This is a genomic window from Nocardia cerradoensis NBRC 101014 (assembly GCF_000308535.1).
GTDB classification, from domain to species: domain Bacteria; phylum Actinomycetota; class Actinomycetes; order Mycobacteriales; family Mycobacteriaceae; genus Nocardia; species Nocardia cerradoensis.
Genome location: NZ_BAFW01000164.1, coordinates 1 through 22,896, shown reverse-complemented (window position 1 = coordinate 22,896; position 22,896 = coordinate 1). Strand labels below are relative to the sequence as shown.

The following is a 22,896-nucleotide window of genomic DNA, read 5'->3' as shown; positions in this document are numbered from 1 at the left end:
ACGAGAACTCTGCCACCTGGTACGGAGTGCGGTGCTCACCGGGTCCGGGCAGGTCGCCCGTGTCGTTCAGCCGTCGATGGAACGATGCTGTCCCGATTCGAGCGCTTTCGCCGCGCGGCGCTCATCCCAGCGGCTGGGCTCGTCCTTGCTGCGCGGCGGCCGGTCGTTCGCGATGAGTACGGCGATCCAGGGCAGCGGGATGGAGACGCCGATGATGGCCAGCGAGATCAGCGCATTGCTCCACAGGCCGTACGCGGCCGCCGCCAGCACCAGGCAGGGAATGCGGAAACCCATCAGGATCATGTAGCGCTTCACGCGGGCGCGGTGCTGCTGGTCCAGGGAGGGCGCGGCCTCGGTGATCAATACCGGATGCTTGTCCTCACCGGGGAAATAGCCGGCCGAGGCGCGCGCGGGGCGGGGGATCGAACCGGGTGGCCGGCGTTCGAACGTCGCGCCCGAAGGCCGTGGATCCTCCGGCGCCGAGATGTCCGGAGCCTCGGCGGTATTCGCCGAGCCGCCGGGTTCGGCCGCGCGTGCGTCGCCGCGCTCCGAACCGACCCGCCCGGGGCCCGACGTCCGGGACTCGGGCGGTAGGTCGGAGGAGTCGCCGTCACGCTGCATACGTCGAGTCTTCCACTCCACATGATCGAATGCACACGCGCCCGCCACCCCGCAAGCACCGCCGAACCGCGGATGTCCGATGAGGTTGGCGACACCCGCTCACCAGCCTCGCGCGCCGATGGCAGAATCGATGGGGTGAGCACCGACACCCTGGTTCGTCCGGATACGACCACCGACGAGACGACCGACAGCGATACTCCCAAATTCTTCCACTACGTGAAGAAGGACAAGATCGCCGAAAGTGCCGTCATGGGCACCCATGTCGTGGCGCTGTGCGGCGAAGTGTTCCCGGTGACGCGCTCGGCCAAGCCCGGCTCGCCGGTCTGCCCGGACTGCAAACGCATCTACGAAATGATGAAGAAGGACTGAGCCCGGAGGACGGATCGAGCGGCCGTTCCGGGCCGTCTCGCCCGTCTGCGCCCGCGCCCGCCGCGCTTGTGTGATCATTGTTCTCTTTGCTGAGAACAATATTTCCCGCGAGGTGGGCAGTACATGTATATCGCGATGTCCCGGTGGTTTCGTACGGTCTCGTCCATCGCGGCGGCACTTCTGACAGCTGCCGCCCTCTCGACCGCTACCACTGCCCATGCCGGTGAGCCGGAGAACGTACCGGCACAGCCGTCGCCGGGATGTTCGGCGTCGCATCCGACCGGCACGTCGATCGAAAGCTTCGCGGCGGCCGGGAAATCCGGGACCTACCTGCTCGACGTTCCCGCAGCCACCGCACCGCTGCCGCTGGTCGTCGACCTGCACGGCTATCTGGAACCGGCCGCACTCGAGTACGCGGGCACCGGTCTGGGGCCCTTCGGCATGGCCAACGGATTCGCGACGGTCACGCCGCAGCTGGACGAACCCGGTGTGCCGCGGTGGGATTTCGGCGAGCACAGCGCCGACATCGCGTATCTGTCCGACCTGCTGACCCATGTCGAGGCGAACCGGTGCGTGGACGAACGCCGCGTCTATGTGACCGGGCTGTCGATGGGCGCCTTCACCACGTCGTCGCTGGCGTGTCAGCTCGCGGACCGGATCGCCGCGGTGGCGCCGGTGGCCGGACTGCAGGACTTCGCATGGTGTGATCCGGTGCGTGCCGTCCCGATGGTCGCCTTCCACGGCACCGAGGATCCGATCGTCGCCTATACCGGCGGTGTCGGGCCCAATGCGAAATACCTGCCCTCGGCCGACGGAACGGGGTCGGCCGCTCAGCGCGGCGATACGCGGCCCGGTGGGGTGGACGGTCCCGGACCGGTGACCATCCCCGATCAGGCGGCGGCGTGGGCGCGGCGCGAGGGGTGCGGGACGCAACCGCAACAGCAGCAGGTCGCCCCGGATGTCGTGCGCTACACCTATCCGTGCCCGGACCGGACGGCCGTGCAGTTGTACGCGGTAGTCGGCGGCGGTCACACCTGGCCGGGCACCGCGTCGGTGATCTCGCCGGAACCCCTGGTCGGCCGCACCACGACCGCGATCAGCGCGAACCGGATCATCTGGGACTTCTTCCGCGACCACCCGCTGCCCGCCGGGAGGTGAGGACGCGCCGACCCGGGCGGATCCCCTGACGATGGTTCGCGTGGCGGCGCAGGCACGAATCGTCGCCGGTTATCCGGCGGGGCGGATCCGTCCCGGGTCGAGCAGCGACGGTGGCCGGGTGTCGGCGCGGTAGGCGGAACCACCGGCGGGGTCGTCGGACTGGGCGGCCGGCGGCGGGCCGTCCGGGTGTGGCGGATCCGCCGCCCCCGAATCACCGGGCCGAGTGCGGGGCAGGCCCGAGTGTGGTTCGTCGTCGGTCCGCGCATTCTCGTCGTCGCGGCCGTCGTGGCGGTGTTTGCGCCGAGCCCACCACTGTTTGAACTGTTCGAACCGGGTCGCGCGAGCCGGCCAGAACTCCTGCACGGTGGCATTGAATTCCGCGCCCAGAATCACCGCGAACGCCAGGAAGAACGTGAAGAGCAGGAAGGCGATCGGTGTCGCCAGCGCCCCGTAGCTGACGCCGGCCCGCGCCGCGTACGTCAGATAGCGGCGCAGGATGTCGCTGGCCGCCATGAAGAAGATGCCGGCCACCAACGCCCCGCCGAAGAGCCGATGCCACGGCAGCGACCGGTGCAGCGCCAGTTTGTACAACGTGGTCAGGCCGACGATGAGCAGCAGCCCGGCCGCCGGATAGTAGAAGGTGTCGATCAGGCGCAGCCCGGGTTCGCGCCAGTCCGGTGGCAGCGTGCGACCGATCAGGGTCGGGCCCAAGGCCACCAGCGGTAGCACGAATACCGCCGCCACCAGGAACAGCAGATACAACCCGAGCGCGAAGATCCGCTGCCAGACCGGATGGCGGGCATCGGCCTGTCCGTGCGCGGCGACGATGGAGTCGACGAAGGTCGCCATGGCCGAGGATCCCGCCCACAGCGACAGCACGAAACCCACCGATACCACCGCGCCGCGTCCGCGCTGCAGCACGTCGCGCACGGTCGGCGCGATCATCTCGTCGACGACGTTGGCGCTGAACAGGTTGCGGCTGAAACTGACGATCTTGCCCTCGACGATATGGACGGTGTCGGGGCCGAACAGTCCGCCGACGTAACCGATGCTGCCCAGCAGTCCGAGCAGCAGTGGCGCCAGCGAGAGGGTCTGCCAGAACGCCGCGGCGGCCGATTTGGCGAAGATCGAATCTCCCCACGCCTTCTCCGCGACCCGCGCGATCACCTGCCAGATCCGTCGCAGCGCGGACACGATTCGCCCGCGCAGCCGCTGCCAGGAGCGCACTGCGCCGGACGTCGAGGCCGGTCGGTCGGAACACATCGTGAGTACAGCATTGCCCACCGAGGGCGCCACGGCAGCAACGGGCCGCGAACGTGTCGTCAGTGTTCTGCCGCACAGGCGCGTCGTGATCTGCGAGGTGAGCCGGGCCGTCGCCGGATTCGTGGCAGATCACGTGGTGTCGAATTGGCTAGGTGTCGGTGCCGGTCGCTACTGTCTGTCGAGTGACTTCGGGTGGTGGCGGTTCGTTACGAGCATGGCAGCGCAGAGCACTCACCAGATATCTGACGACCAAACCACGTGATTTCCTGGCTGTGGCGACGCCCGGCGCGGGTAAGACCACGTTCGCGTTGCGGCTGGCGACCGAGCTGCTCACCGACCGCACCGTCGACCAGGTCACCGTGGTCGCGCCCACCGAACACCTCAAGCATCAGTGGTCGGCTGCGGCGGCACGCCTGGGCATCCAGCTGGATTCGAACTTCTCCAACAGCACCGGCGGTACCTCGGGTGATTTCCACGGCGTCGTGGTCACCTACGCCCAGGTCGCCTCGCATCCGTTCAAGCACCGGGTGCGGACCGAGAATCGCCGGACCCTCGTGATTCTGGACGAGATCCACCACGCCGGTGACGCCAAGAGCTGGGGCGATGCGGTGGCCGAGGCGTTCGGTGACGCCACCCGCCGCCTGGCCCTGACCGGTACCCCCTTCCGCAGCGACGATTCGCAGATTCCGTTCGTCAACTACGAACCGGACGAATCCGGGTTCCCGCGGTCGAGTGCCGACTACACCTACGGCTATTCCGAGGCCCTCGCCGACGGCGTAGTCCGGCCGGTGGTCTTCCTCGCCTATTCCGGTGAGGCGCAGTGGCGTGACAGCGCGGGTGAGGAGTATTCCGCCCGGCTGGGTGAACCGCTGAGCGCCGAACAGACCGCGCGCGCGTGGCGTACCGCCCTCGATCCGGCCGGCGACTGGATGTCGAAGGTGCTGACCGCCGCCGACACCCGGTTGCGGCAGCTGCGCGCCACCGGCATGCCCGACGCGGGTGGCCTGGTGATCGCGACCGATCAGGAGAAGGCCCGCGACTACGCCGAACTGCTGGAACATATTTCGGGCAGTAAACCGGCGGTGGTCCTCTCCGACGACCCCACCTCCTCCCAGCGGATCGGGGAGTTCGCCGACAACACCGATCCGTGGATGGTCGCCGTGCGCATGGTGTCCGAAGGGGTGGACGTGCCGCGTCTGGCCGTCGGCGTCTATGCCACCAGCGCCTCGACCCCGCTGTATTTCGCGCAGGCCATCGGCCGTTTCGTACGTGCGCGCCGGACGGGGGAGACCGCGAGTGTCTTCCTGCCGTCGGTGCCGGTGTTGCTGGATCTGGCCGCTCAGCTCGAGGTGCAGCGCGACCATGTCATCGGCAAACCGCATCGGGAGAAGAACGCTCTCGACGACGAGCTGCTGATCGACGCCAACAAGCAGAAGGACGAGCCGGGCGAGGAGGAACGCGCCTTCGTCGCGCTGGCGGCCGACGCCGAACTGGATCAGGTGATCTACGACGGCGATTCGTTCGGTACCGCGACCTTCTCCGGCAGCGACGAGGAGGCCGACTACCTCGGCATTCCGGGCCTGTTGGACGCCGACCAGATGCGGGCCCTGCTGCGCGACCGCCAGACTCGCCAGATCCGCGAACGCAGTGCCGCGGTCTCGGTGGCCGAGGCGCCCGATTCCGGCCCCTCCGCGGCGGCCGCGGCCGAGCGCGTCGCGACCGCCGACCGGCTGGGGGAGTTGCGGCGCGAACTCAATTCGCTGGTCGCCATGCATCATCACCGCACCGGGAAGCCGCACGGAGTGATCCACGGCGAGCTCCGGCGCGAATGCGGCGGGCCGCCGACGGCACTGGCGACCGCCGATCAGTTGTCCCAGCGCATCGCGGCGTTGCGGCGCATGTAGCTACAGCCGCTGCGGTAGCCGGCGCGTCAGCTCTGTTCGGCGGGTACGGATTTCGGCCAGGCCTGCAGTGCCCGGTCGATCGTCCGGCCGAGTCGCTGCAGGTCCGTCCCGTCGCCGGCCTGCACCGACAGTCCGAACAGCACGGCGGTGTAGAAGTCGGCGAGACCCTCGATATCGGCATCGGCCGCTAGATCGCCGTCGTGGATGCCGCGCTCGAGTCGCTGCCGCACCGCTTCGGTGGTGTGGCGGCGGCGCTCGGCGAGCAGATCGCGGACGGCGCCGTGGCGGGGCCCCGCCGTATTGCCCGCGACCACCACCAGACATCCGCGCGGCGTGGCGGGGTCACAGTAGGCGGCGGCGTTGTCGCGCAGCATCGCCTCCACGGCCGCGCGCGCGGTGGGCGCGGTCTCGAGCGCGCGGGCGGTGTACCCGCCCTCGGTGCGCCCGTAGAGTTCGACGGCCTCCCGGAACAGCTGCTCCTTACATCCGAAGGCGGCGTACAGGCTGGGGGAGTTGATCCCCATCGCCGATGTCAGATCGCTCATCGCGGCGCCCTCGTAGCCGTGTTCCCAGAACACCTCCATCGCGCGCCGCAGCGCGACATCACGATCGAATCCGCGCGGTCGTCCGCGTTCGGCCATCGCATCCTCTTTCTGTGTCGATCACTAAATATATCTCTTGACGACCGTCGGCCGACCTGCTTGTCTATTTCTGTATTGATCGACACAGAAATTGATCGACGCAGAATTGGAGTGCAGATGAGCGAGTCGACCACCGTGGCTCTCGTGACCGGAGGCAGCCGGGGCATCGGTGCCGCGATCGCGCGGCGGCTGGCCGCCGACGGTGTGGACGTGGCGCTGACCTACCGTGGCGGCGCCGACGCGGCCGAGGCGGTGGCCGCCGATATCCGCGCTCTCGGGCGGCGCGCGATCGCGGTGCGCGCCGACAGCGCCGATGCCGGGCAGATCGCCGCGGCGGTCCATCGCACCGCCGCGGAACTGGGCGGGGTCGACATCCTGGTCAACAACGCGGGCATCTTCCCGGCCAAGCCGTTCACCGATTTCACCGTCGCCGAGATCGACGAGGCGCTGCACATCCACGCCCGGGCGGCTTTCGTCGCGGCGCAGGCCGCACTCGCGTACATGGGCCGCGGCGGGCGCATCATCAGCATCGGCTCGAATCTGTCCGAACGCGCGCTGTTCGAGGGGCTGACGCTCTACAACCTCAGCAAATCCGCACTCAACGGATTCACCCGTGCCCTGGCCCGGGAACTGGGCCCACGCGGAATCACGGTCAATCTCGTCCAGCCGGGCTCGACCGACACCGATATGAATCCGGCCGCGTCCTCGCACGCCGAGAACCAGGTGCGGCATTCGGCGCTCGGCCGCTTCGGCGAGGCCGACGACGTCGCGGGTGTCGTCGCCTTCCTCGCCGGCCCGTCCGGCGCCCGGCTGACCGGGGCGACACTCACCGTCGACGGCGGTACCAACGCCTGAAGTCCCCTCGTGCGGGCCCCGCGACGGCTGCCGCCCGAGCCGGGCGGCAGCCGCGCTGCCTACCCGGCCGAGTGTCGCCGCACCGGCTCATCCGGCGCCGTGCCGGTGAAAAACATTGCGGGGTCGAGGGAGTCGAGGGATGTCCACCGCGCGGGCGGGGTGTCCGCCGCTCCGCACTCCGGTGCGCCCCCGGACCGATAGCCCTGCAGATCCAAGGACAGCCACGGGTTGTCGTCCACCGCCCGGGCGAGGGCGTAGCAGGCCGCCAGCAGATGCAGGCAGCGTGGATTGCGGGCCGAACACGAGCAGTCGGTCGCGCCGAGCCGCGGTATCGGGGCCAGGCCGGCGGCGGTGAGGACGGCGTGCACCTCGTCGGTGAGTTGGACCAGGTGTGCGGGGATGTGCTCGGCCATGGCCTTCACCATCGGGGCCGGCAGCGGTGCGATTTCCAGCAGTGTCACCGATGCCTGTCCGCCGCGGTGGATATGCGCCGAGACCGTCGTGCCGTCGACATCCAGGCGGACGCCGCCGTTGCGGGCGATACTGCGGGCCCGGGGCAGCAGCGGCTCGGGACGTGTGGTCCGGATCGGCTCGGCCAGCCGCACCCAGCCCATACCCCACGGCGTATAGCCGAATTCATTGTCGGGCATGTCAATTGCCTCGCTTCCGGCGCAGCACCGCCAGCAGATGGTCGTCGTCCAATCGGGCCAGCCGCGCCACCGCCGAGCGTCCGTCGCCGGCGCCGAGCCCGGCCAGCGCGGATTTGCGATCGTGCATGCCGGCGATATGTTCCTCGACGGTGGTGGCGCTGGTCAGTGTGGTGATCGTGACCGGGCGGGTCTGCCCGATGCGGTGTGCGCGGTCGGACGCCTGCGCCTCGACCGCGGGATTCCACCAGCGGTCGTAGTGCACCACGTCCGCGGCGCGGGTCAGGGTCAGGCCGGTTCCGGCGGCGCGCAGGCTCAGGATCAGGATGGGCGGGCCTTCGGCGCTCTGGAAGGTCGTGACGATCGCGTCGCGCTCGGCCTGTGACAGGCCGCCGTGGAATACCGGCGCCGCCACAGCGAATCGCTCGGCGCAGTGTCGCGCCAGCAACTCGCCGGTGCGCCGATATTGGGTGAAAACCAATGTCGGGCAGTCCAGTTCGAGGTTGTTGGCGAGGATGTCGGAGCAGACATCGAACTTCCCGCTGCGCCCGGTGAGTTCGTCGAGATCGCCGGTGACCAGCCCGGGATGGTTGCAGACCTGCTTGAGGGCGGTCAGCGCGGCCAGTACGCGCGCATTGCGTTCGGCGCCCACCCCGAATCCGTCGGCCTCGGCGCGGTCGAGTAGTTCGTCGTAGAGGCGCTGCTGCTCCGTGGTCAGATCGCAGACCAGATCGGTGTGGATCTTCGGCGGCAGGGTCGCGGCGACCTGAAGTTTCCTGCGGGCCAGCACGATCGGCTCGATGGTGTCGTGCAGCCGCCGCACGGCGGCGGTGGAGCCCTCCTCGATGGGCCGCACGAAGCGTCGCCGGAACTGCGCCTTGTGGGTGAACGCGGCGGGCGTGACCAGATTGAGCAGCGCCCACAGTTCGTCGAGATGGTTCTCCACCGGGGTACCGGTCAACGCGACCCGCGCTCGCGCGGACACGCCCCGCGCCGCCCGCGAGACCTGCGTGCGGGGATTCTTCAGCACTTGCGCCTCGTCGAAAATCGCGGTGGCCCAGTCGATATCGGCCAATGCCGGCCCGTAGCCGCGCAGCGTCGGATATCCGGTGACGATCACCGCGCCGGATGCGAGATCGCCGAGCTCCCCACCCCGCCACGCGAGCGGGCGAAGTCCGGGCGCGAAGCGGCTGATCTCGTGCACCCAGTTGCCGACCAGTGAGGTCGGGCAGACCACCAGTTGCGGACCGCCGTCGGCGCGTCCGAGCAGAAAGCCGATGGCCTGCACGGTTTTTCCCAGTCCCATCTCGTCGGCGAGCACCGCGCCGCCGTATTCGGCGGTCGTCCGGTGCAGCCAGGAGATCCCGCGCGCCTGATAGGGCCGCAACCGCGCACGCAGCGGCGCGCGTAACGCCCGGACGACCTCCTCGGTCTCGCGGTAGGCCCGCACCGCGCGATCGGCGGAGACGATCGCGGTGGCGGCCGCATTGGGTACAGCGTGGCCGGCGGCAGGCAGCAGCTCCGGCCCGCCCGCCTCGCGTGCCATGCGCTGCCAGGCCGACAGTGACGAACCGGCGTGGCCCACCTCGACCGCATCGAGCCGATCGGCGTCGATCACGGTGCAGGCGACCTCGCTCACCTCGATCGTGGCGCCGCCGGGCCCCGGCACGGCGAGCCGGACGCTCTCGCGCGCGCCGTGCGGCGGGGGTTCGGTCACCCGGCCGGCCCAGTTCCACAGGGCGAACGCGTGGCGGTCGGGCAGATAGGTGGCATGTGTGGTGTGCAGAGGACCCTCGCTTATCTACGTATAGCGTACGGAGTATTATAACCCCGTACGGTGTAATGAGATTCCCCGAGGAGTGTCGTGGCACAGAAATCCGCGTCCGACCGGGCACGACAGGTGCTTGCTCTGCTGTGGCGACGCGAGCTGCCGGCCCGGCCGGTGCTCCGCGGGCCGAAGCAGACGGTCGAGGTCGACGAGGTGATTCGCACGGCGGTCCGGATCGCCGACCGCGACGGCTACGGCGCGGTATCCATCCGCGCGGTGGCCACGGCGCTCGGGCTCGGTCCGATGAGCCTCTACACCTACGTTCCGGACAAGCAGGCGCTGATCATCGCGATGGTCGACTGGGTGGCCGGCGAGGACGCGCCGATCGATCCGGCCGCGCCGCTGCGCGAGCGTCTGGCCGCGGTCGCTCGCGGCGTGCGTGCGGAACTGCTCGCGCATCCCTGGTTGCTGGAGGTTCCGCCGTGGCGGCTGGATCTGGGCCCGGGGCGGCTGCGGCGCTACGAACGGCAGTTGAGCGCATTGGAAGGGTCGGGATTCACCGATGTCGAGATGGACCGGACGATCGCCGTGCTGTCGGATTTCGCGACCGGCAATGCCCGCACGGCGGTCGCGGCCCGGCGTGAAGCCGATGAGATGAGCGATGCGCGGTGGTGGGAGGTGTACGGGCCACTGCTCACCGAGGCCATGGCGGGCCAGTCGTTTCCGCTGGCGGAGCGGGTGGGTACCGCGGTGGGGGAGCAGTATCAGGCGCCCGGAGATCCCGACGGCGCCTTCGAGTTCGGACTGTCTCGTCTGCTGGACGGGCTCGCGCCCGAGCCGGTGTGACCGAAGACACGAAAAGGGCGGCCCGAAGGCCGCCCTTGGCTGACAGGGGACGTGAGGAGCCGGCCTATAGTGCCGGTGCCGACTCGGTATCGATGACTGCCTCCAGCTCGCGCAGGCGCTCCATGTGCTCATTCGCGTGGTGTTGGCAGAAGAGCAACTCGCCACCGGCGGGAAGTGTCGCGCGCACGCGCGCGGCCGCCCCGCAGCGGTCGCAACGATCGACCGCAGTCAGTGGGGTGCTTGTCAGTGTTCCTGGCATGACTCCTCCGTCCTGGCTCCCGGCGCAGAAAGCCGTTCGCCTGGTGTGGGGCCCACGGTCCCTTCCGCGGGCTCGCTACCGCTACTTCCCAGCAGTGGCTGATGACTACTCTGTCAGACGTTCGGGACGGGGGCTTTGTTCCCGAAGATGTTTGTATGTGTTTTCCCTAACATGACCAGGTATTTCGCTGTGGGCGAACACCATGGCCATCCTTGGGAACCTCGGTTCACCACCTGTGGTTCAACACTTCGGAAAAAGGCCGATCCAGTTGTCTGCTCGCAGATTACCCGCGCCCACCGACAATCAACCGCTCAATCAAACGTCCGCTTCGTTCCTTTCGGCGGGTCGCACGCGCCACGCTGGGTATGGTGCTGCCGTGACTGCCGACAACGTTGCCCCCGCCGCCGAGACCGAGAACGTCAACGGGCGCATGCTGGTTCACCTTTGCACTCCCGCGGAGTGGGAGCAGGCGCGGCGGATCGGCGAACGTGTGGCACCCTCGCTGGAGAGCGAAGGGTTCCTTCATCTGTCCGCGCCGCACCAGGTGCACCTGCCGGCGAACCGGCTGTTCGCCGGTCGCGACGATATGCTGCTGCTCTGGATCGACGTCACCCGCCTGACCGCGCCGCTGCGCTGGGAGCCGGGTGTGCCCGACGATCCGGGTTCGATGCGCTTTCCGCACCTCTACGGTCCACTTCCCGTCACGGCGGTCGTGCGCACCAGTTACTATGCCCTGGATGAAAAAGGGACATTTCCGGCGCTCACCGCTGATCCGGATCAGTGGCCTGCCTCTCGAAGTGCTTGATCTAGGCTGGATTTCGTGAACGTCGATGTGACACAACTGCCCGGAATTGGCGTCCGTAAGGACTTCGAGGCGCGGTCCGGTCGCCGGATCGGGGTGGTCGCGCACCGCGACGGTGGCATCGATCTCATCGTCTCCAAACACGACGATCCCGACGACTGCGCTGCCCAGGTACCGCTCACCGTCGACGAGGCGGCCGTGCTCGCCAATCTGCTCGGCGCACCGCAGCTGGTGGAGAAGCTCAAGGACGATCATCGCGATCTGCCGGGCATCACCACCCGCCAGCTTCCGATCGGCGACGAATCGCCGTATTCGGGGCGGGCGCTCGGCGACACCCGCATGCGCACCCGCACCAAGGCATCCATCGTCGCCGTGATGCGGGCCGGGCAGATCTATCCCTCGCCCGGTCCGGACTTCGTGCTCGTCGCGGGCGATCTGCTGGTCGTGGTCGGAACCCCGCAGGGCCTCGACGAGGCGCTCGAGATTCTGACCGGCGGGTGAGCCGGTGGAGTCGACCGCACTAGCCCTGTTCGAGCTCGGAGCGGTCCTGTTCGCCCTCGGTGTCCTGGGGCGCGTCGCAGGGCGTTTCGGCATGTCCCCGATCCCCCTCTATCTCCTCGGCGGCCTGGCCTTCGGCGACGGCGGTGTGCTGACCGTCAAGGCCGCCTCCGAATTCGGCCATCTCGCAGGCGAAATCGGCGTCGTCCTGCTGCTGTTGCTGCTGGGCCTGGAATACACCGCACCGGAACTGGTGTCGGGCATGCGCAAGTCCTGGCTGGCGGGCCTGCTCGACATCGTGCTCAACGCCACGCCCGGCGCGGTGGTGGCGTTGTTGCTCGGCTGGGGGCCGACCGGCGCGATCACCCTGGCCGGCGTCACCTACATCTCCTCCTCCGGCATCGCGGCGAAGGTGCTCAACGACCTCGGCCGGCTCGGTAACCGGGAGACGCCGGTGGTCCTGTCGGTCCTGGTGTTCGAGGATCTGGCGATGGCGATCTACCTGCCGATCCTGACCACCATCCTGGCCGGTGTCGGCTGGATGGCGGGGCTGCGGTCGCTGGCGCTCGCCCTGCTCGTGATCGCGATCGTGCTGGTCATCGCGCTGCGCTACGGGCGTTTCGTCTCCGCGATCGTGGACAGCAAGGATCGCGAGGTGTTCCTGCTGCAGCTGCTGGGTGCGGCGCTACTCGTCGCGGGCATCGCCTCGGGGCTGAACGTGTCGGCCGCGGTCGGCGCGTTCCTGCTCGGCATCGCGATCTCCGGGTCGACCGCGCAGAGCGCCGCGAAACTGCTGGAACCGCTGCGGGATCTGTTCGCCGCCATCTTCTTCGTGGCCTTCGGCCTCAACACCGATCCGCAGAAGATCCCGCAGGTCCTCGGCTGGGCGGTGTTGCTGGCCGTGATCACCACGCTGACCAAGATCGGGACCGGCTGGTTCGCGGCCAAGCGGCAGGGCATCGGCCGCCTGGGTCGTGCGCGCGCCGGTGCCGCGCTGGTGGCCCGCGGTGAATTCTCGATCGTCATTGCGGGACTTGCCGTTTCGGTGGGTGCGGTGCCGGGCAAACTGGCGGCGCTGGCCTCGGCCTACGTCCTGCTGATGGCCATCCTCGGACCGGTCGCCGCGCGGGTGGTGGAACCGGTGGTGCGCTCAATGCAGCGTCGATTCGCTCCGGCCGTCGGCTGAGGGCCGGTTCTCCCGCACCAGGGCCTGCGCCGGCGCCGGAGGTTCGATCGGCCCCGGTGCGGTGTCGCCCGGCAGACGGCGGCGGGTGCCCGCGGGCCGCTGGTCGCGGATGCGCTCGAGCCGCCGCGACAACGCCACCGCGACCGCCCCGACCGCGAAGCCGATGCACAGCGCCGTCAGGTGGCCGTAGTCGGTGAACGTGCGCCCGTGCCAGGCGGCGAAGCCGAACCACACCAGCAACCCCGCCGCCCACACGGCTCGGGGCGTGCCGCGCAGATGAAAGCTCAGTGCGGCCAGCACCGCGGTGGAACCGTAGGAGGACCCCACATCCGAGGCGACCGCGATGCGCAGCGGGATCAGGTCGTGATGGACCGCGAAGGCGATGCCGGTGACCACGATCATCGACGCGCCGACGTGGCCGCAGGCGAACACCATGATCCAGCGCAGCGTGCCGAGCCAGCGTTCGGCGAAGGCCATCACGGTCAGGAAGCCGAGGATGATCACCCACGGAAATCCGCCGTCGGTCCAGAACGCCGAAGCGACCAGCACCTGCACCGGCTCACGGCGCATGTTGTGCAGATTCGTCGAGGCCGACAGGATCAGCCGATGCCCGGCGAAATCGCTGATCCCGCGCAGCGTCCACCAGGTGACGAACAGCGTGAACGCGTAGGCGCAGGAGGCGGGCGCACCGGCCAGATGATCGTGGACGGCCTTCCCGGCCCGGTAGACCCGGTCCGGGCCGTGCCACCAGTCCAGCAGGTGCCGCCGCCCGGCGTCGAGGTCGAGAGTCCGGGTCCACGGGGACCGGTAGTGATTCAATGCGGAGGACGCCACGTATGCCAGTGTCGCCCGCGCCGGGCCGCTGCGCCCACCGACCCGCGTAATCCGGTGCCGCGGGTTCGCCTAGCGGCGGATTCCTGCGAGCGAGCTGTGCGACCACCGGATTGCGCGGGTCCACGACCGCGGTCGTTATCGACGGTGCCGATGCGTCTCGTCGCCGGGGTACTCCTCGCGGGCCGAGGGCTCCGCCGCCGGGGGCAGGGACTCGGTGCTGCTGGGCCAGTAGCGGCTCGCGCGCTGCCCGCGGATACGCGACAGATCCGGTTCGTGGATATCGGTGATGCCGACCTGCAGGAACAGCAGCAGCGTCACCATGCTCACGCCGATGATCAGCGGGGTCAGCAGCTCGTTGGCCTGGGCGCCCGACGGTGCCTGCATATGGTCGGACATATGCGCCTGCATGGCGTACATGCCGGTGTAGTGCATACCGCAGACCGCGACGCCCATGATCATCGCCGAACCGATCGTGGCGGGCAGCCCCTCCACGTGCAACGCGAACCACAGCGCCGCGGTCGCCGCCACCACCGCGATCACGATGGAGACGATGACCGGCCAGGGGTCGTAGTGCATCGCGACATCGGTCTTCATCGCATACATGCCGGCGTAGTGCATCGCGGCCACACCCAGCCCCGTGACCGCCCCGCCGGTCAGCAGGGCGGAGGTGTCGCCCTGCCGGCGGATCACCAGCGACAGGCCGATCCACACCACGACCACCGCGATCGCGGCGCTGATCAACGTGATCGGGATGTTGTAGCGAATGGTCGCCCCGTGGACCGAGAAGCCCAGCATCGCGATGAAGTGCATCACCCAGACGCCCGTGCCACCCAGGGCGACCGCCGCGGTGACGATCCATCCGCGGTGCCCGGGGTTGGCTCGGGCGCGCACCATGCAGCGCAGCGCGAGCAACGAACCGATGACGGACATGAGGTAGGCCAGTGCGGGTGTCAACCACCCGTAGGTGAACTGGTCGATCTGAAGCATGCGGACTCCTTGCCAAAAGTGCGTCACCGCATCCCCATGCCGGTGACCGTCCGCACATTAGCGATATACTCGCAGGTAGTAAATTTCCCGAACGTTAGTCCTGGAAAATAGCTGATGTTTGCCGGAGCTCCACCCCAGTTCACATCGGCGGTTCGCCCGACCGGCCGCCGATCGCCGCCACGTGTTCAGGGGACTCGACCGCGCCCCGGGCCCCGCAATCTCACAGCAGCGGCGGCGGGCGCAGATCCAAACGGCGCATCACCCGGTCCACCAGATCCGGCGGCATTCCCGGTTCGCGCCGGGCCGCCAGCGCTTCACCGCGCCCGGCGTCGAGGACGTCATTGCTGATCGTGCGCAACTTGCCGGTCAGTCGCATGGCCTGCTCGACGGCCTTGCTGCCGTCGGCGGCCTCGGCCGCCTCCGGATCGGCGCGCATCAACCGGCGTTCCACGGTGTCGCGTAGCCGCTGATACACCTCATCGGGCAGATCCTCGTTGTCGGCGATCTCCTCCAGCCGGGCCAGTTCCGCGCGCAGGATCCGCGTCCACAACCGCCGTTCCATGGCCCGTTCGACCTCGGTATCGGCCTTCACCCCGGTCCAGCGGGCCACCAGGGGCAGCGTGGGCCCCTGCAGCAGCAGCGTGAACAGCACGACGACGAACGCGATGAACAAGACCTCGGTGCGGCCGGGGAAGGCCGCCCCCGAATCGGTGGTCAGCGGCAACGCCAGCGCCAGCGCGACGGTCACCACCCCGCGCATGCCGGCCCACCACGTGACCACGGTTTCGCGCCAGGTGTAGGGCTCGTCCATGCGCCGGCGCCGCCACCATCCGCGAAATAGCCCGGTACTGGCCAGCAGCCACACCAGCCGCAGGGCGACCACCACGCCCACCACCGCAGCCGCCCCGCCGAGCAGACGCGGCCAGTTCGGGCCGGTGGTGGCGAGCACCGTGCTCAGCTCCAGGCCCACCAATCCGAACGCGAATCCGGTGACCAGCATGTCGATCACATCCCAGAACGAATCGCCGACGATCCGGTATCCGACATCGCTGAAATCCGTCGCGGCATCGGTGAGATACAGCGCGCACACCAATACCGCGAGCACCGCCGACCCGTGTGCGGCCTCGGCCAGCCCGTAGGCGGCGAACGGGAGCAGCAGGCCGAGAGCCACCTGCCACGGCGCTTCGGTCAGCCGCCGCATCATGGCACTGCCGGCCCAGCCGAGCGCGAGCCCGACCGCCACCGCCACCACCGCGGAGACCACGAAATCGATCGCCGTCCGCCAGGCCGAGAATTGCCCGGTCACCACCGCGTGCACCGCCACGTCGTAGATCACGACGGCCGTCACGTCATTGAACAGGCCCTCACCTTCGAGCACCGCCACCAGACGCCGCGGCAGGCCCAGCCGGTCCGCCATCGCGCTCACCGCCACCGGATCCGGCGGCGCCACGACAGCGCCCAGCGCGAAGGCCGTACCCACCGGCAGCGCCGGATACCAGAGGTGGAAGATCGCGGCGACCGCAGCCGCGGTCGCCACCACCAGGCCGACCGCGCGCAACAGGATCGCACCCGCGTTGGAGGCGAACTGCTGCCAGGAGGTGCGCCGGGCCGAGGCGTACAGCAGCGGCGGCAGGACCAGCGGGAGGATGAGGTCGGGCGCCAGCGCGATATTCGGCACGAACGGCAGGACGGCCATGACTAGCCCGAAGACCGTCATCAGCACCGCGGGTGCCAATCCGATGCGCCGGCCCAGCGGCTGCGCCAGGATCGTCGCGAACGCCAGCACGAAAACCAACACCAACTGATCCACGACAGCCCACCCTATGGGGCCGTCGCGGCAATACGCCGGACATAACGACGATGCCGCCGAGGCGGAACCTCGGCGGCATCGTCGGTGGCGTGACTATCAGTCCAGGTAGTCGCGCAGCACCTGGGAGCGGCTGGGGTGGCGCAGCTTGCTCATGGTCTTCGACTCGATCTGGCGGATGCGCTCACGGGTGACCCCGTAGACCTGGCCGATCTCGTCGAGGGTGCGCGGCTGGCCGTCGGTGAGGCCGAAGCGCAGCCGGACCACGCCCGCCTCGCGCTCGGACAGCGTCTCCAGCACCGACTGCAGCTGATCCTGCAGCAGCGTGAAACTCACCGCGTCGACCGCGACGACCGCCTCGGAGTCCTCGATGAAGTCGCCGAGCTGGGAATCACCCTCGTCGCCGATGGTCTGGTCCAGCGAGATGGGCTCACGCGCGTACTGCTGGATCTCGAGGACCTTCTCCGGCGTGATGTCCATTTCCTTGGCGAGCTCTTCGGGCGTGGGCTCGCGGCCCAGGTCCTGCAGCAGCTCGCGCTGGATGCGGCCCAGCTTGTTGATGACCTCGACCATGTGCACCGGAATACGGATGGTGCGAGCCTGGTCGGCCATCGCGCGGGTGATGGCCTGCCGGATCCACCAGGTGGCGTACGTGGAGAACTTGTAGCCCTTGGTGTAGTCGAACTTCTCCACCGCGCGGATCAGGCCCAGGTTGCCTTCCTGGATGAGGTCCAGGAAGGCCATACCGCGGCCGGTGTAGCGCTTGGCGAGCGAGACGACCAGACGCAGGTTGGCCTCGAGCAGGTGGTTCTTGGCCCGGTTGCCGTCCCGCATGATCCACTGCAGATCGCGGCGTGTCGCCACGGGCAGCTTCTCGCCCTTGTCGGCGAATTCGCGCAGCTTCTCGGTGGCGTAGAGACCGGCCTCGATCCGCTTGGCGAGTTCGACCTCCTCCTCCGCGTTCAGCAGCGCGACCTTGCCGATCTGCTTGAGATAGGCGCGCACCGAGTCCGCGGACGCGGTGAGCTCGGCGTCCTTGCGAGCCTGGCGCAGTGCCTCGGATTCCTCTTCGTCCCAGACGAAGTCGCCGGAGGCCTTGTCCTTCTCCGAGGGCTCGTCGGCTTCCTCGTCCTCGGCTTCGGCCTCTTCGTCGGCGGTCTCTTCGACCAGATCTTCGCCCTCGTCGCTCAGATCGTCCTCGGAGACCTCCAGATCACCGAGATCGTCGAGTTCCAGCGACTCGTCGTCGATGTGCTCGTCGGATTCGTTGTCCGCGCCGGGGGCCGCCTTCTTCGTGGTGGCCTTCTTGGCGGGCGCTTTCTTCGCCGCCTTGGCTCCCGCCTTCTTGGCAGGGGCCTTCTTCGCGGCGACCTTCTTGGCCGGGGCCTTCTTCGCGGCAGCCTTGCGGACCGGCCGTGCTGCGGTGCCTTCTGCGGAGTCGGCAGCTTCGGCCGATTCGGCGGTCTGTCGGGTATTCGTGGCTACCACGTACGCCCTTTCGTGACGGTCTCGTGCGGCGTCACGCCAGAGTAATCATCCGGCGGAGCGGTTCTGTCGGGGTTGAACCCGGCTCTACGTGCCGGGGTTGTTTTCCGGCTCACCGCCGGTCTCGTTCCATTGTAACTATCGGCAACGAGTGCTCACGGCGCGATCCCGCTATCCACGGCCATCGCGGCGCCTACGATACCCGCGGTATTGCGCAGATGGGCGGCCGCGACCGGAGTCCGATTGGCCAGCAACGGGATCCAGTGCTCGGCATCGCGGCTGATCCCGCCGCCGGCGACGAACACCGTCGGCCAGAACAGGTCCTCCAGGGTGACCAGTACCTTGGTCACCTCGGCGGCCCACTCCTTGTACGACAGATTCTTTCGTTCCTTCACCGACGACGCGGCCCGATGCTCGGCCTCCTTGCCGTGCACCTCGATGTGGCCGAGTTCGGTGTTGGGAACCAGGACGCCGTGGTTCAGCAACGCCGAGCCGATGCCGGTACCGAACGTCAGCAGCATCACCAGGCCGTCGATGTTGCGGGCCGCGCCGTAGCGGTCCTCGGCCAAGCCCGCCGCGTCGGCGTCGTTGAGCACCACGACCTCGCGTCCGCCCAGCGCCAGCGAGAACAGCTGACGCGCGTCGGTGTCGATCCAGCTCTTGTCGATGTTGGCGGCGGTGCGGGCGATGCCGTTGACCACGACGCTGGGCAGGGTGAGGCCGACCGGGCCGTCCCAGTCGGCCTGGGTGACGAGTTTGGCGACGGTTTCGGCGATGGCGTTGGGGGTGGCCGGGTGGGGCGTGGAGATCTTGATCCGTTCGTGGGCGAGGTCGCCGGTGGCGAGGTCGACGACCGCGCCCTTCACCCCGCTGCCCCCGATATCGATACCGAATGATTGCCCCCGAGCGGACATCGCGAACTCCTCGTTCCCTGTGGTCTAGGCCGATGAAGGTGCCAGCGGCACGTTACACCGCGCGACGCGCCCACGGCTGCGACCGCGCAGATGCGAGTCCGGGCGGATCTGTGGTCGGATGGAAACCGTGCCCGAGACGAATTCACCCGCCGATATCGCGGAAGCGCCCGTCCTCGATCCTGCCGAAATCGCCGAATTACGGCGTGTCTCAGTCTATCTGGCCGAGACCGCGGCCGCACACGTCCGCCGCCGCCGGCCCGAGGTCTTCGGCCCGGGCCGCGGCGAGGACGGCTCGGTCCGTACCAAATCGACGCCCACCGATCCCGTCACCGTGGTCGACACGGAAACCGAACGGCTGATCCGCTCGCTGCTGGCCGAGGCCCGACCGGGGGAGACGGTCCTCGGTGAAGAGGGCGGCGGCAGCCTCGGAGCCGCCGGTGAGATCGTGTGGGTGGTCGATCCGATCGACGGCACGGTCAACTTCGTGTACGGCATCCCGGCCTATGCGGTATCGGTGGCCGCGATGCGCGGTGGCCGATCTCTGGCCGGTGCGGTCGTCGACGTGGCCGGGGAGCTCACCTACAGCGCCGGCCTGGGCGCGGGCGCCACCGTGGCCGGCGGCGACGGCGAGCCGATCGCGTTGCGCTGCAACGATATCGACTCGGTCCGCTTGGCCCTGGTGGCCACCGGCTTCGGCTACGGCGCGGCGCGCCGGGAACGGCAGGGCGAACTGGTGGCGCGGTTGCTGCCGAGAGTCCGCGACATCCGCCGGATCGGCTCGGCCGCCCTCGACCTGTGCATGGTGGCGGCCGGCCGCGTGGACGCCCACTACGAGCACGGCCTCAATCCCTGGGACTGGGCCGCCGGAGCGCTGATCGCGGCCGAGGCGGGCGCGGTGCTGCGGCTGCCCGGCGCGGACTCCACCGGCGCGCAGGGGGCGCTGACCGTGGCCGCCGCCGCGGGCATCGCCGACGAACTCGCCGAACTCTTCGACCGGCTCGGCGTGACTGCCCCCATCCCGGAGGAATGAGCGCGGCTCAGCAGCGGGCGGTGCGGGCGGCCTGCAGCAGCGCCGAATCGACGTCCGGGCCGTTCGGAGCCGGGTTCTTCAGGGCGCGCAGCACTTCCTCGGCATCGGTGCTCGGCTGCAGATCGTTGCCGAACAGCGTGCCCAGGGCCAGGTCGACGGTGTCGTCGGTGCGCTGGTCCTCGATCAGCTCCGCGCACGGCGCGACGAGCTGGACCGCGGCCGCGGCGGGGCGCCCGCTCACGCCGTAGCGGATCTGGCCGGTGCACACCAGATCGCCGCTCAGATAGACCGGATCGTTGCCGAAAACCGGGGCCGGCGGGCTGGCGAAGCCGTAGTCACCGAGTTTCGAGGCGATGTGCTCGGCCAGGCCGCGCTGGCCGGAACCGTTGAGCACCCGCACCTTGGCCTGGGCCAGCGGCGCCGGCTCCACATCGTGCAGGCGCGACGGGGACACCACGTCGCCCAGCGGCGCGGGCTGCGGGGAGTTCGGATCCGGCGCCGCGGGGGCCGGCGAATTGCAGGCCATCGCGGTATGGGTGGTGTCGGCGGTGGTGAGCGCCTTGATCCACACGATTGCGCAGATGAGGGCGAGAACCGCGATGAGTGCGACCCACGGCTGGTAGCGGCGCCGCAGGAACGGACGGCCCTTGTCGTCGACCGCGCTGCCTTCGGTGATCAGTGAAACCACACGCACACCTTACGAGTTGGCGGGCCGCGGTCGCGCACGCGGACACCTGCGCGCCGATTCTCCGGGGAGACAACGCGGACCAGGCGGCCACCGGCGCAGCGGAAAAGCGGCTGACCGCTGGGGTGGAAATCGGCAGCTACGGCCGCCGTGAATATCGGGATCGTAACGATCGGCGAGGCCACGGGGATCGCGATCGGATCACGGGCCGGGGAACCGCCGGGCACGAAGCGGTGGCGTATCGCCACACCCGTGCGGTCGCAGTGACGATTAACCGTCGGTTTCGACTCGCTCGAGTTTTGATTGCGACTTTTGCCCCGGTGTCCGCTATTGTCTGGCGGCCCGATACGAATCGGCTGATGTGAATCAGGGAAGCGATTTCGGGAACAACCAGGGCATGTCCTGCGTTGACCGAGCGCGATCCGGTATGGGTCAGGGTGATCCGGCCGGGCGGCGAGCGGTGTACACGTGACGTACACCACGGCGGGGCGGCATCGCCGGGCGATTCCGACAGGGATCGACGTTCGGCGGAGCCGGTCCGGGATACACGGAGTAAGGACGAGGGGAAGACGACATGGCAACCGACTATGACGCACCTAGGCGCAGTGAATCCGACGAAGTGTCGGAGGACTCGCTCGAGGAGCTGAAGGCTCGTCGCAACGAGGCCGCGTCCGCCGTCGTGGATATCGACGAATCCGATACCGCGGAGTCGTTCGAGCTTCCCGGCGCGGATCTGTCCGAGGAGGTGCTCTCGGTCCGGGTGATCCCGAAACAGGCCGACGAGTTCACCTGCTCGAGCTGCTTCCTGGTTCATCACCGCAGCAGACTCGCCAGTGAAGCCGGCGGGCAGATGATCTGCATGGATTGCGCTGCCTGAGCGGATCCGTGCGGCCGCAGCGGACTCGTTCCGCGGGCAGCTGGAACAAACGACGACAAACAGCCCGGCAGGTCTCGTCAGCCCGCGCTCGGTACGCCGAGCGCGGCCAGTACCTGTTCGGGTTTACGCGTGCTGATCAGCCAGTACGGAGCGGGGTCGTCCGGATCGTCGAGGACGAGCAGGACCATGGGCCCGATCCACGGACGATGCTGGACGAATGCGGCCGGGTCGAGCTGACGACCCAGTGCCGCGCTCTTCGCGCTGGCCGGCACCGCCACGGCCCGGGATACATACGTTACCGGTAGATGGGCCCGGTCCGCGCGCAATTCGAGGATGCCGTCGGCGTCCGGCGCCACCTCCACCCGGTGGCGGCTCACCCATATCAGCGCCCAGACGGGCACCGGGAAAAGCAGCACGTACGGCAGCCACGCCCGGATCCCCGGCGCGCCCATGTGGATTTCGGCGGCCAGCAGACCGGTCACCGCCAGCGCCACCGGCCACCACCACAGCGGGACCCACAGACGTTCGGAATAGACCCGGGCGGGGGCGTCGGCGTGTGCGCGCGCCGGAGACTCGTGGGGAGGTACTGCGTGGGACTGGTCGGACACCACATCATGCTAGGTCAGGCCGACATATTCGCTGTCGGCGGGAGCCGCTGTGCGCCGTCCGCGACCGCCGTCGATCGTTGCCGCCACATCGGGGCCCGGCGCTCCCACGGCCCGGCCGCCGGACGCGTAGGCTCGCTGGACGTGACCGGAATTGCACCCATACCTCTGCTGCGGCTCGATCCCGGCGTCCCGGTGCCCACGCGTGCGCACCCGGGCGATGCCGGAGTGGATTTGTGCACCACCGAAGACGTCATCCTGGAGCCGGGCGAGCGGGTGCTCGTCGGTACCGGAATCGCCGTCGCGTTGCCGGTGGGCACCGTCGGCCTCATTCATCCCCGGTCGGGGCTGGCCGCCAAGACGGGTCTGTCCGTGGTCAACACGCCCGGCACGGTCGATGCCGGCTACCGGGGTGAGATCAAGGTCTGCCTGATCAATCACGACCCGCGTACGGCGATTCAGTTGCGTCGCGGCGATCGGATCGCACAATTGCTGGTGCAGCGTGTGGAACTGGTGGATTTCGTGGAGGTCGACCAGCTCGACGAAACATCGCGCGGCGCAGGCGGTTACGGGTCGAGCGGCGGACACCACAGTCTGTCGCCGCAATCCGGCGGGGCGGGCCGCGCCGGAGGGGAGGTATGAACATGTTCGGCCGTGGAGATCATCGATCCGATCATGACTCCGAGCGGGACGACACCGACTACGGCGATTCCTATTACGGCGAGGGATACGCCGAGGGTGGCTACCGGACCGGGACCCACCGGGCACCGGATCCGGGGGACGGGGGAGAGTACGGCGAATCCGCCTACACCACCGGCTATTCCGAGCCGGAGTACCCGGCCGGGCGCACCGGGG

The 22,896-nt window shown here is 68.9% G+C and carries 24 protein-coding genes and 1 pseudogene; 12 read left to right on the top strand and 13 right to left on the bottom strand.

Annotated elements, in window-relative coordinates:
• Window positions 1-66: 66 nt before the first annotated feature.
• Window positions 67-423: a DUF3099 domain-containing protein gene (locus tag ON23_RS39280; RefSeq protein WP_051042800.1), complete on the bottom strand. Its 357-nt coding sequence runs from the start codon at window positions 421-423 to the stop codon at window positions 67-69.
• Between the two features lie 333 nt (window positions 424-756).
• Here ON23_RS39280 and ON23_RS17295 point away from each other — a divergent pair, with 333 nt between their 5' ends.
• On the top strand, window positions 757-990 hold the full coding sequence (locus ON23_RS17295; protein WP_030517239.1) for a DUF3039 domain-containing protein: 234 nt from the start codon (window positions 757-759) through the stop codon (window positions 988-990).
• Between the two features lie 123 nt (window positions 991-1,113).
• Window positions 1,114-2,148 carry a CE1 family esterase gene (locus tag ON23_RS17290; protein ID WP_039779411.1) on the top strand — a complete coding sequence of 345 codons (1,035 nt, stop codon included), beginning with the start codon at window positions 1,114-1,116 and terminating at the stop codon, window positions 2,146-2,148.
• A gap of 69 nt (window positions 2,149-2,217) precedes the next feature.
• Here the strand turns inward: ON23_RS17290 and ON23_RS17285 are convergent, their stop codons facing one another.
• On the bottom strand, window positions 2,218-3,411 hold the full coding sequence (locus ON23_RS17285) for a YihY/virulence factor BrkB family protein (protein ID WP_083904040.1): 1,194 nt from the start codon (window positions 3,409-3,411) through the stop codon (window positions 2,218-2,220).
• Between the two features lie 182 nt (window positions 3,412-3,593).
• On the opposite strand from ON23_RS17285, the gene ON23_RS17280 reads away from it, so the two are divergent.
• Window positions 3,594-5,315, top strand: a complete 1,722-nt coding sequence (locus ON23_RS17280) for a DEAD/DEAH box helicase (protein ID WP_039779410.1) — start codon at window positions 3,594-3,596, stop codon at window positions 5,313-5,315.
• Between the two features lie 26 nt (window positions 5,316-5,341).
• Here the strand turns inward: ON23_RS17280 and ON23_RS17275 are convergent, their stop codons facing one another.
• Entirely contained in the window at window positions 5,342-5,956 is a 615-nt protein-coding gene (locus ON23_RS17275; protein WP_039779409.1) for a TetR/AcrR family transcriptional regulator, read from the bottom strand.
• Window positions 5,957-6,073: 117 nt separating this feature from the next.
• Between ON23_RS17275 and ON23_RS17270 the strand changes: the two genes are divergently transcribed.
• Window positions 6,074-6,811 carry an SDR family oxidoreductase gene (locus ON23_RS17270; protein ID WP_039779407.1) on the top strand — a complete coding sequence of 246 codons (738 nt, stop codon included), beginning with the start codon at window positions 6,074-6,076 and terminating at the stop codon, window positions 6,809-6,811.
• Between the two features lie 59 nt (window positions 6,812-6,870).
• On the opposite strand, the gene ON23_RS17265 is transcribed toward ON23_RS17270, so the two are convergent.
• Together ON23_RS17265 and ON23_RS17260 are read right to left on the bottom strand one after the other, a co-directional pair.
• Window positions 6,871-7,461, bottom strand: coding sequence for an SWIM zinc finger family protein (locus ON23_RS17265; protein ID WP_051042797.1), 591 nt, complete (start codon window positions 7,459-7,461; stop codon window positions 6,871-6,873).
• A 1-nt stretch (window position 7,462) separates the two neighbouring features.
• Window positions 7,463-9,175 (bottom strand): DEAD/DEAH box helicase, encoded by a 1,713-nt coding sequence (locus ON23_RS17260; protein ID WP_245555984.1) that lies wholly within the window; start codon window positions 9,173-9,175, stop codon window positions 7,463-7,465.
• 147 nt (window positions 9,176-9,322) lie between these two features.
• Between ON23_RS17260 and ON23_RS17255 the strand changes: the two genes are divergently transcribed.
• Window positions 9,323-10,072 carry a TetR/AcrR family transcriptional regulator gene (locus ON23_RS17255; protein WP_083904036.1) on the top strand — a complete coding sequence of 250 codons (750 nt, stop codon included), beginning with the start codon at window positions 9,323-9,325 and terminating at the stop codon, window positions 10,070-10,072.
• Window positions 10,073-10,136: 64 nt separating this feature from the next.
• Here the strand turns inward: ON23_RS17255 and ON23_RS39275 are convergent, their stop codons facing one another.
• A complete protein-coding gene (locus ON23_RS39275) occupies window positions 10,137-10,331 on the bottom strand; it encodes a DUF7455 domain-containing protein (RefSeq protein WP_030517230.1) in 195 nt (64 codons plus the stop codon).
• Between the two features lie 430 nt (window positions 10,332-10,761).
• Between ON23_RS39275 and ON23_RS17245 the strand changes: the two genes are divergently transcribed.
• The 3 genes from ON23_RS17245 to ON23_RS17235 are packed head-to-tail and all read left to right on the top strand — an operon-like array spanning window position 10,762 to window position 12,817.
• The gene (locus tag ON23_RS17245; RefSeq protein ID WP_039779420.1) at window positions 10,762-11,136 is read left to right on the top strand and encodes a DUF952 domain-containing protein; all 375 of its coding nucleotides are present in this window, start codon (window positions 10,762-10,764) and stop codon (window positions 11,134-11,136) included.
• Window positions 11,137-11,151: 15 nt separating this feature from the next.
• Window positions 11,152-11,634, top strand: coding sequence for a cation:proton antiporter regulatory subunit (locus ON23_RS17240; protein ID WP_030517228.1), 483 nt, complete (start codon window positions 11,152-11,154; stop codon window positions 11,632-11,634).
• A gap of 4 nt (window positions 11,635-11,638) precedes the next feature.
• Window positions 11,639-12,817, top strand: coding sequence for a cation:proton antiporter (locus tag ON23_RS17235; RefSeq protein ID WP_039779403.1), 1,179 nt, complete (start codon window positions 11,639-11,641; stop codon window positions 12,815-12,817).
• Here the strand turns inward: ON23_RS17235 and ON23_RS35995 are convergent.
• The 5 genes from ON23_RS35995 to ppgK form a co-directional block, all read right to left on the bottom strand.
• A complete protein-coding gene (locus ON23_RS35995; RefSeq protein WP_174376493.1) occupies window positions 12,782-13,651 on the bottom strand; it encodes a rhomboid-like protein in 870 nt (289 codons plus the stop codon). The genes ON23_RS17235 and ON23_RS35995 overlap by 36 nt on opposite strands.
• A 135-nt stretch (window positions 13,652-13,786) precedes the next feature.
• Window positions 13,787-14,638 (bottom strand): MHYT domain-containing protein, encoded by an 852-nt coding sequence (locus ON23_RS17225; protein WP_083904035.1) that lies wholly within the window; start codon window positions 14,636-14,638, stop codon window positions 13,787-13,789.
• Window positions 14,639-14,858: 220 nt separating this feature from the next.
• Window positions 14,859-16,448, bottom strand: a complete 1,590-nt coding sequence (locus ON23_RS17220; RefSeq protein WP_039779401.1) for a Na+/H+ antiporter — start codon at window positions 16,446-16,448, stop codon at window positions 14,859-14,861.
• Window positions 16,449-16,544: 96 nt separating this feature from the next.
• Complete coding sequence (locus ON23_RS17215) at window positions 16,545-17,933, bottom strand: RNA polymerase sigma factor (protein ID WP_039779400.1); 1,389 nt, start codon at window positions 17,931-17,933, stop codon at window positions 16,545-16,547.
• Window positions 17,934-18,085: 152 nt separating this feature from the next.
• Window positions 18,086-18,844 carry a polyphosphate--glucose phosphotransferase gene (ppgK, locus tag ON23_RS17210; protein ID WP_039779399.1) on the bottom strand — a complete coding sequence of 253 codons (759 nt, stop codon included), beginning with the start codon at window positions 18,842-18,844 and terminating at the stop codon, window positions 18,086-18,088.
• Between the two features lie 118 nt (window positions 18,845-18,962).
• Between ppgK and ON23_RS17205 the strand changes: the two genes are divergently transcribed.
• Window positions 18,963-19,874, top strand: coding sequence for an inositol monophosphatase family protein (locus ON23_RS17205; RefSeq protein ID WP_083904034.1), 912 nt, complete (start codon window positions 18,963-18,965; stop codon window positions 19,872-19,874).
• Between the two features lie 7 nt (window positions 19,875-19,881).
• Here the strand turns inward: ON23_RS17205 and cei are convergent, their stop codons facing one another.
• Window positions 19,882-20,562 (bottom strand): envelope integrity protein Cei, encoded by a 681-nt coding sequence (gene cei / locus ON23_RS17200; protein WP_039779415.1) that lies wholly within the window; start codon window positions 20,560-20,562, stop codon window positions 19,882-19,884.
• A gap of 571 nt (window positions 20,563-21,133) precedes the next feature.
• On the opposite strand from cei, the gene ON23_RS17195 reads away from it, so the two are divergent.
• Window positions 21,134-21,436, top strand: a complete 303-nt coding sequence (locus tag ON23_RS17195) for a DUF4193 domain-containing protein (RefSeq protein ID WP_025351469.1) — start codon at window positions 21,134-21,136, stop codon at window positions 21,434-21,436.
• Window positions 21,437-21,513: 77 nt separating this feature from the next.
• On the opposite strand, the gene ON23_RS17190 is transcribed toward ON23_RS17195, so the two are convergent.
• Window positions 21,514-21,957: a DUF3093 domain-containing protein gene (locus tag ON23_RS17190; RefSeq protein WP_039779414.1), complete on the bottom strand. Its 444-nt coding sequence runs from the start codon at window positions 21,955-21,957 to the stop codon at window positions 21,514-21,516.
• A gap of 228 nt (window positions 21,958-22,185) precedes the next feature.
• Here ON23_RS17190 and dut point away from each other — a divergent pair, with 228 nt between their 5' ends.
• Together dut and ON23_RS17180 are read left to right on the top strand one after the other, a co-directional pair.
• Window positions 22,186-22,683 (top strand): dUTP diphosphatase, encoded by a 498-nt coding sequence (gene dut, locus ON23_RS17185; RefSeq protein ID WP_039779413.1) that lies wholly within the window; start codon window positions 22,186-22,188, stop codon window positions 22,681-22,683.
• Window positions 22,684-22,685: 2 nt separating this feature from the next.
• Window positions 22,686-22,896, top strand: a pseudogene (locus ON23_RS17180) (hypothetical protein); the annotation flags it as partial.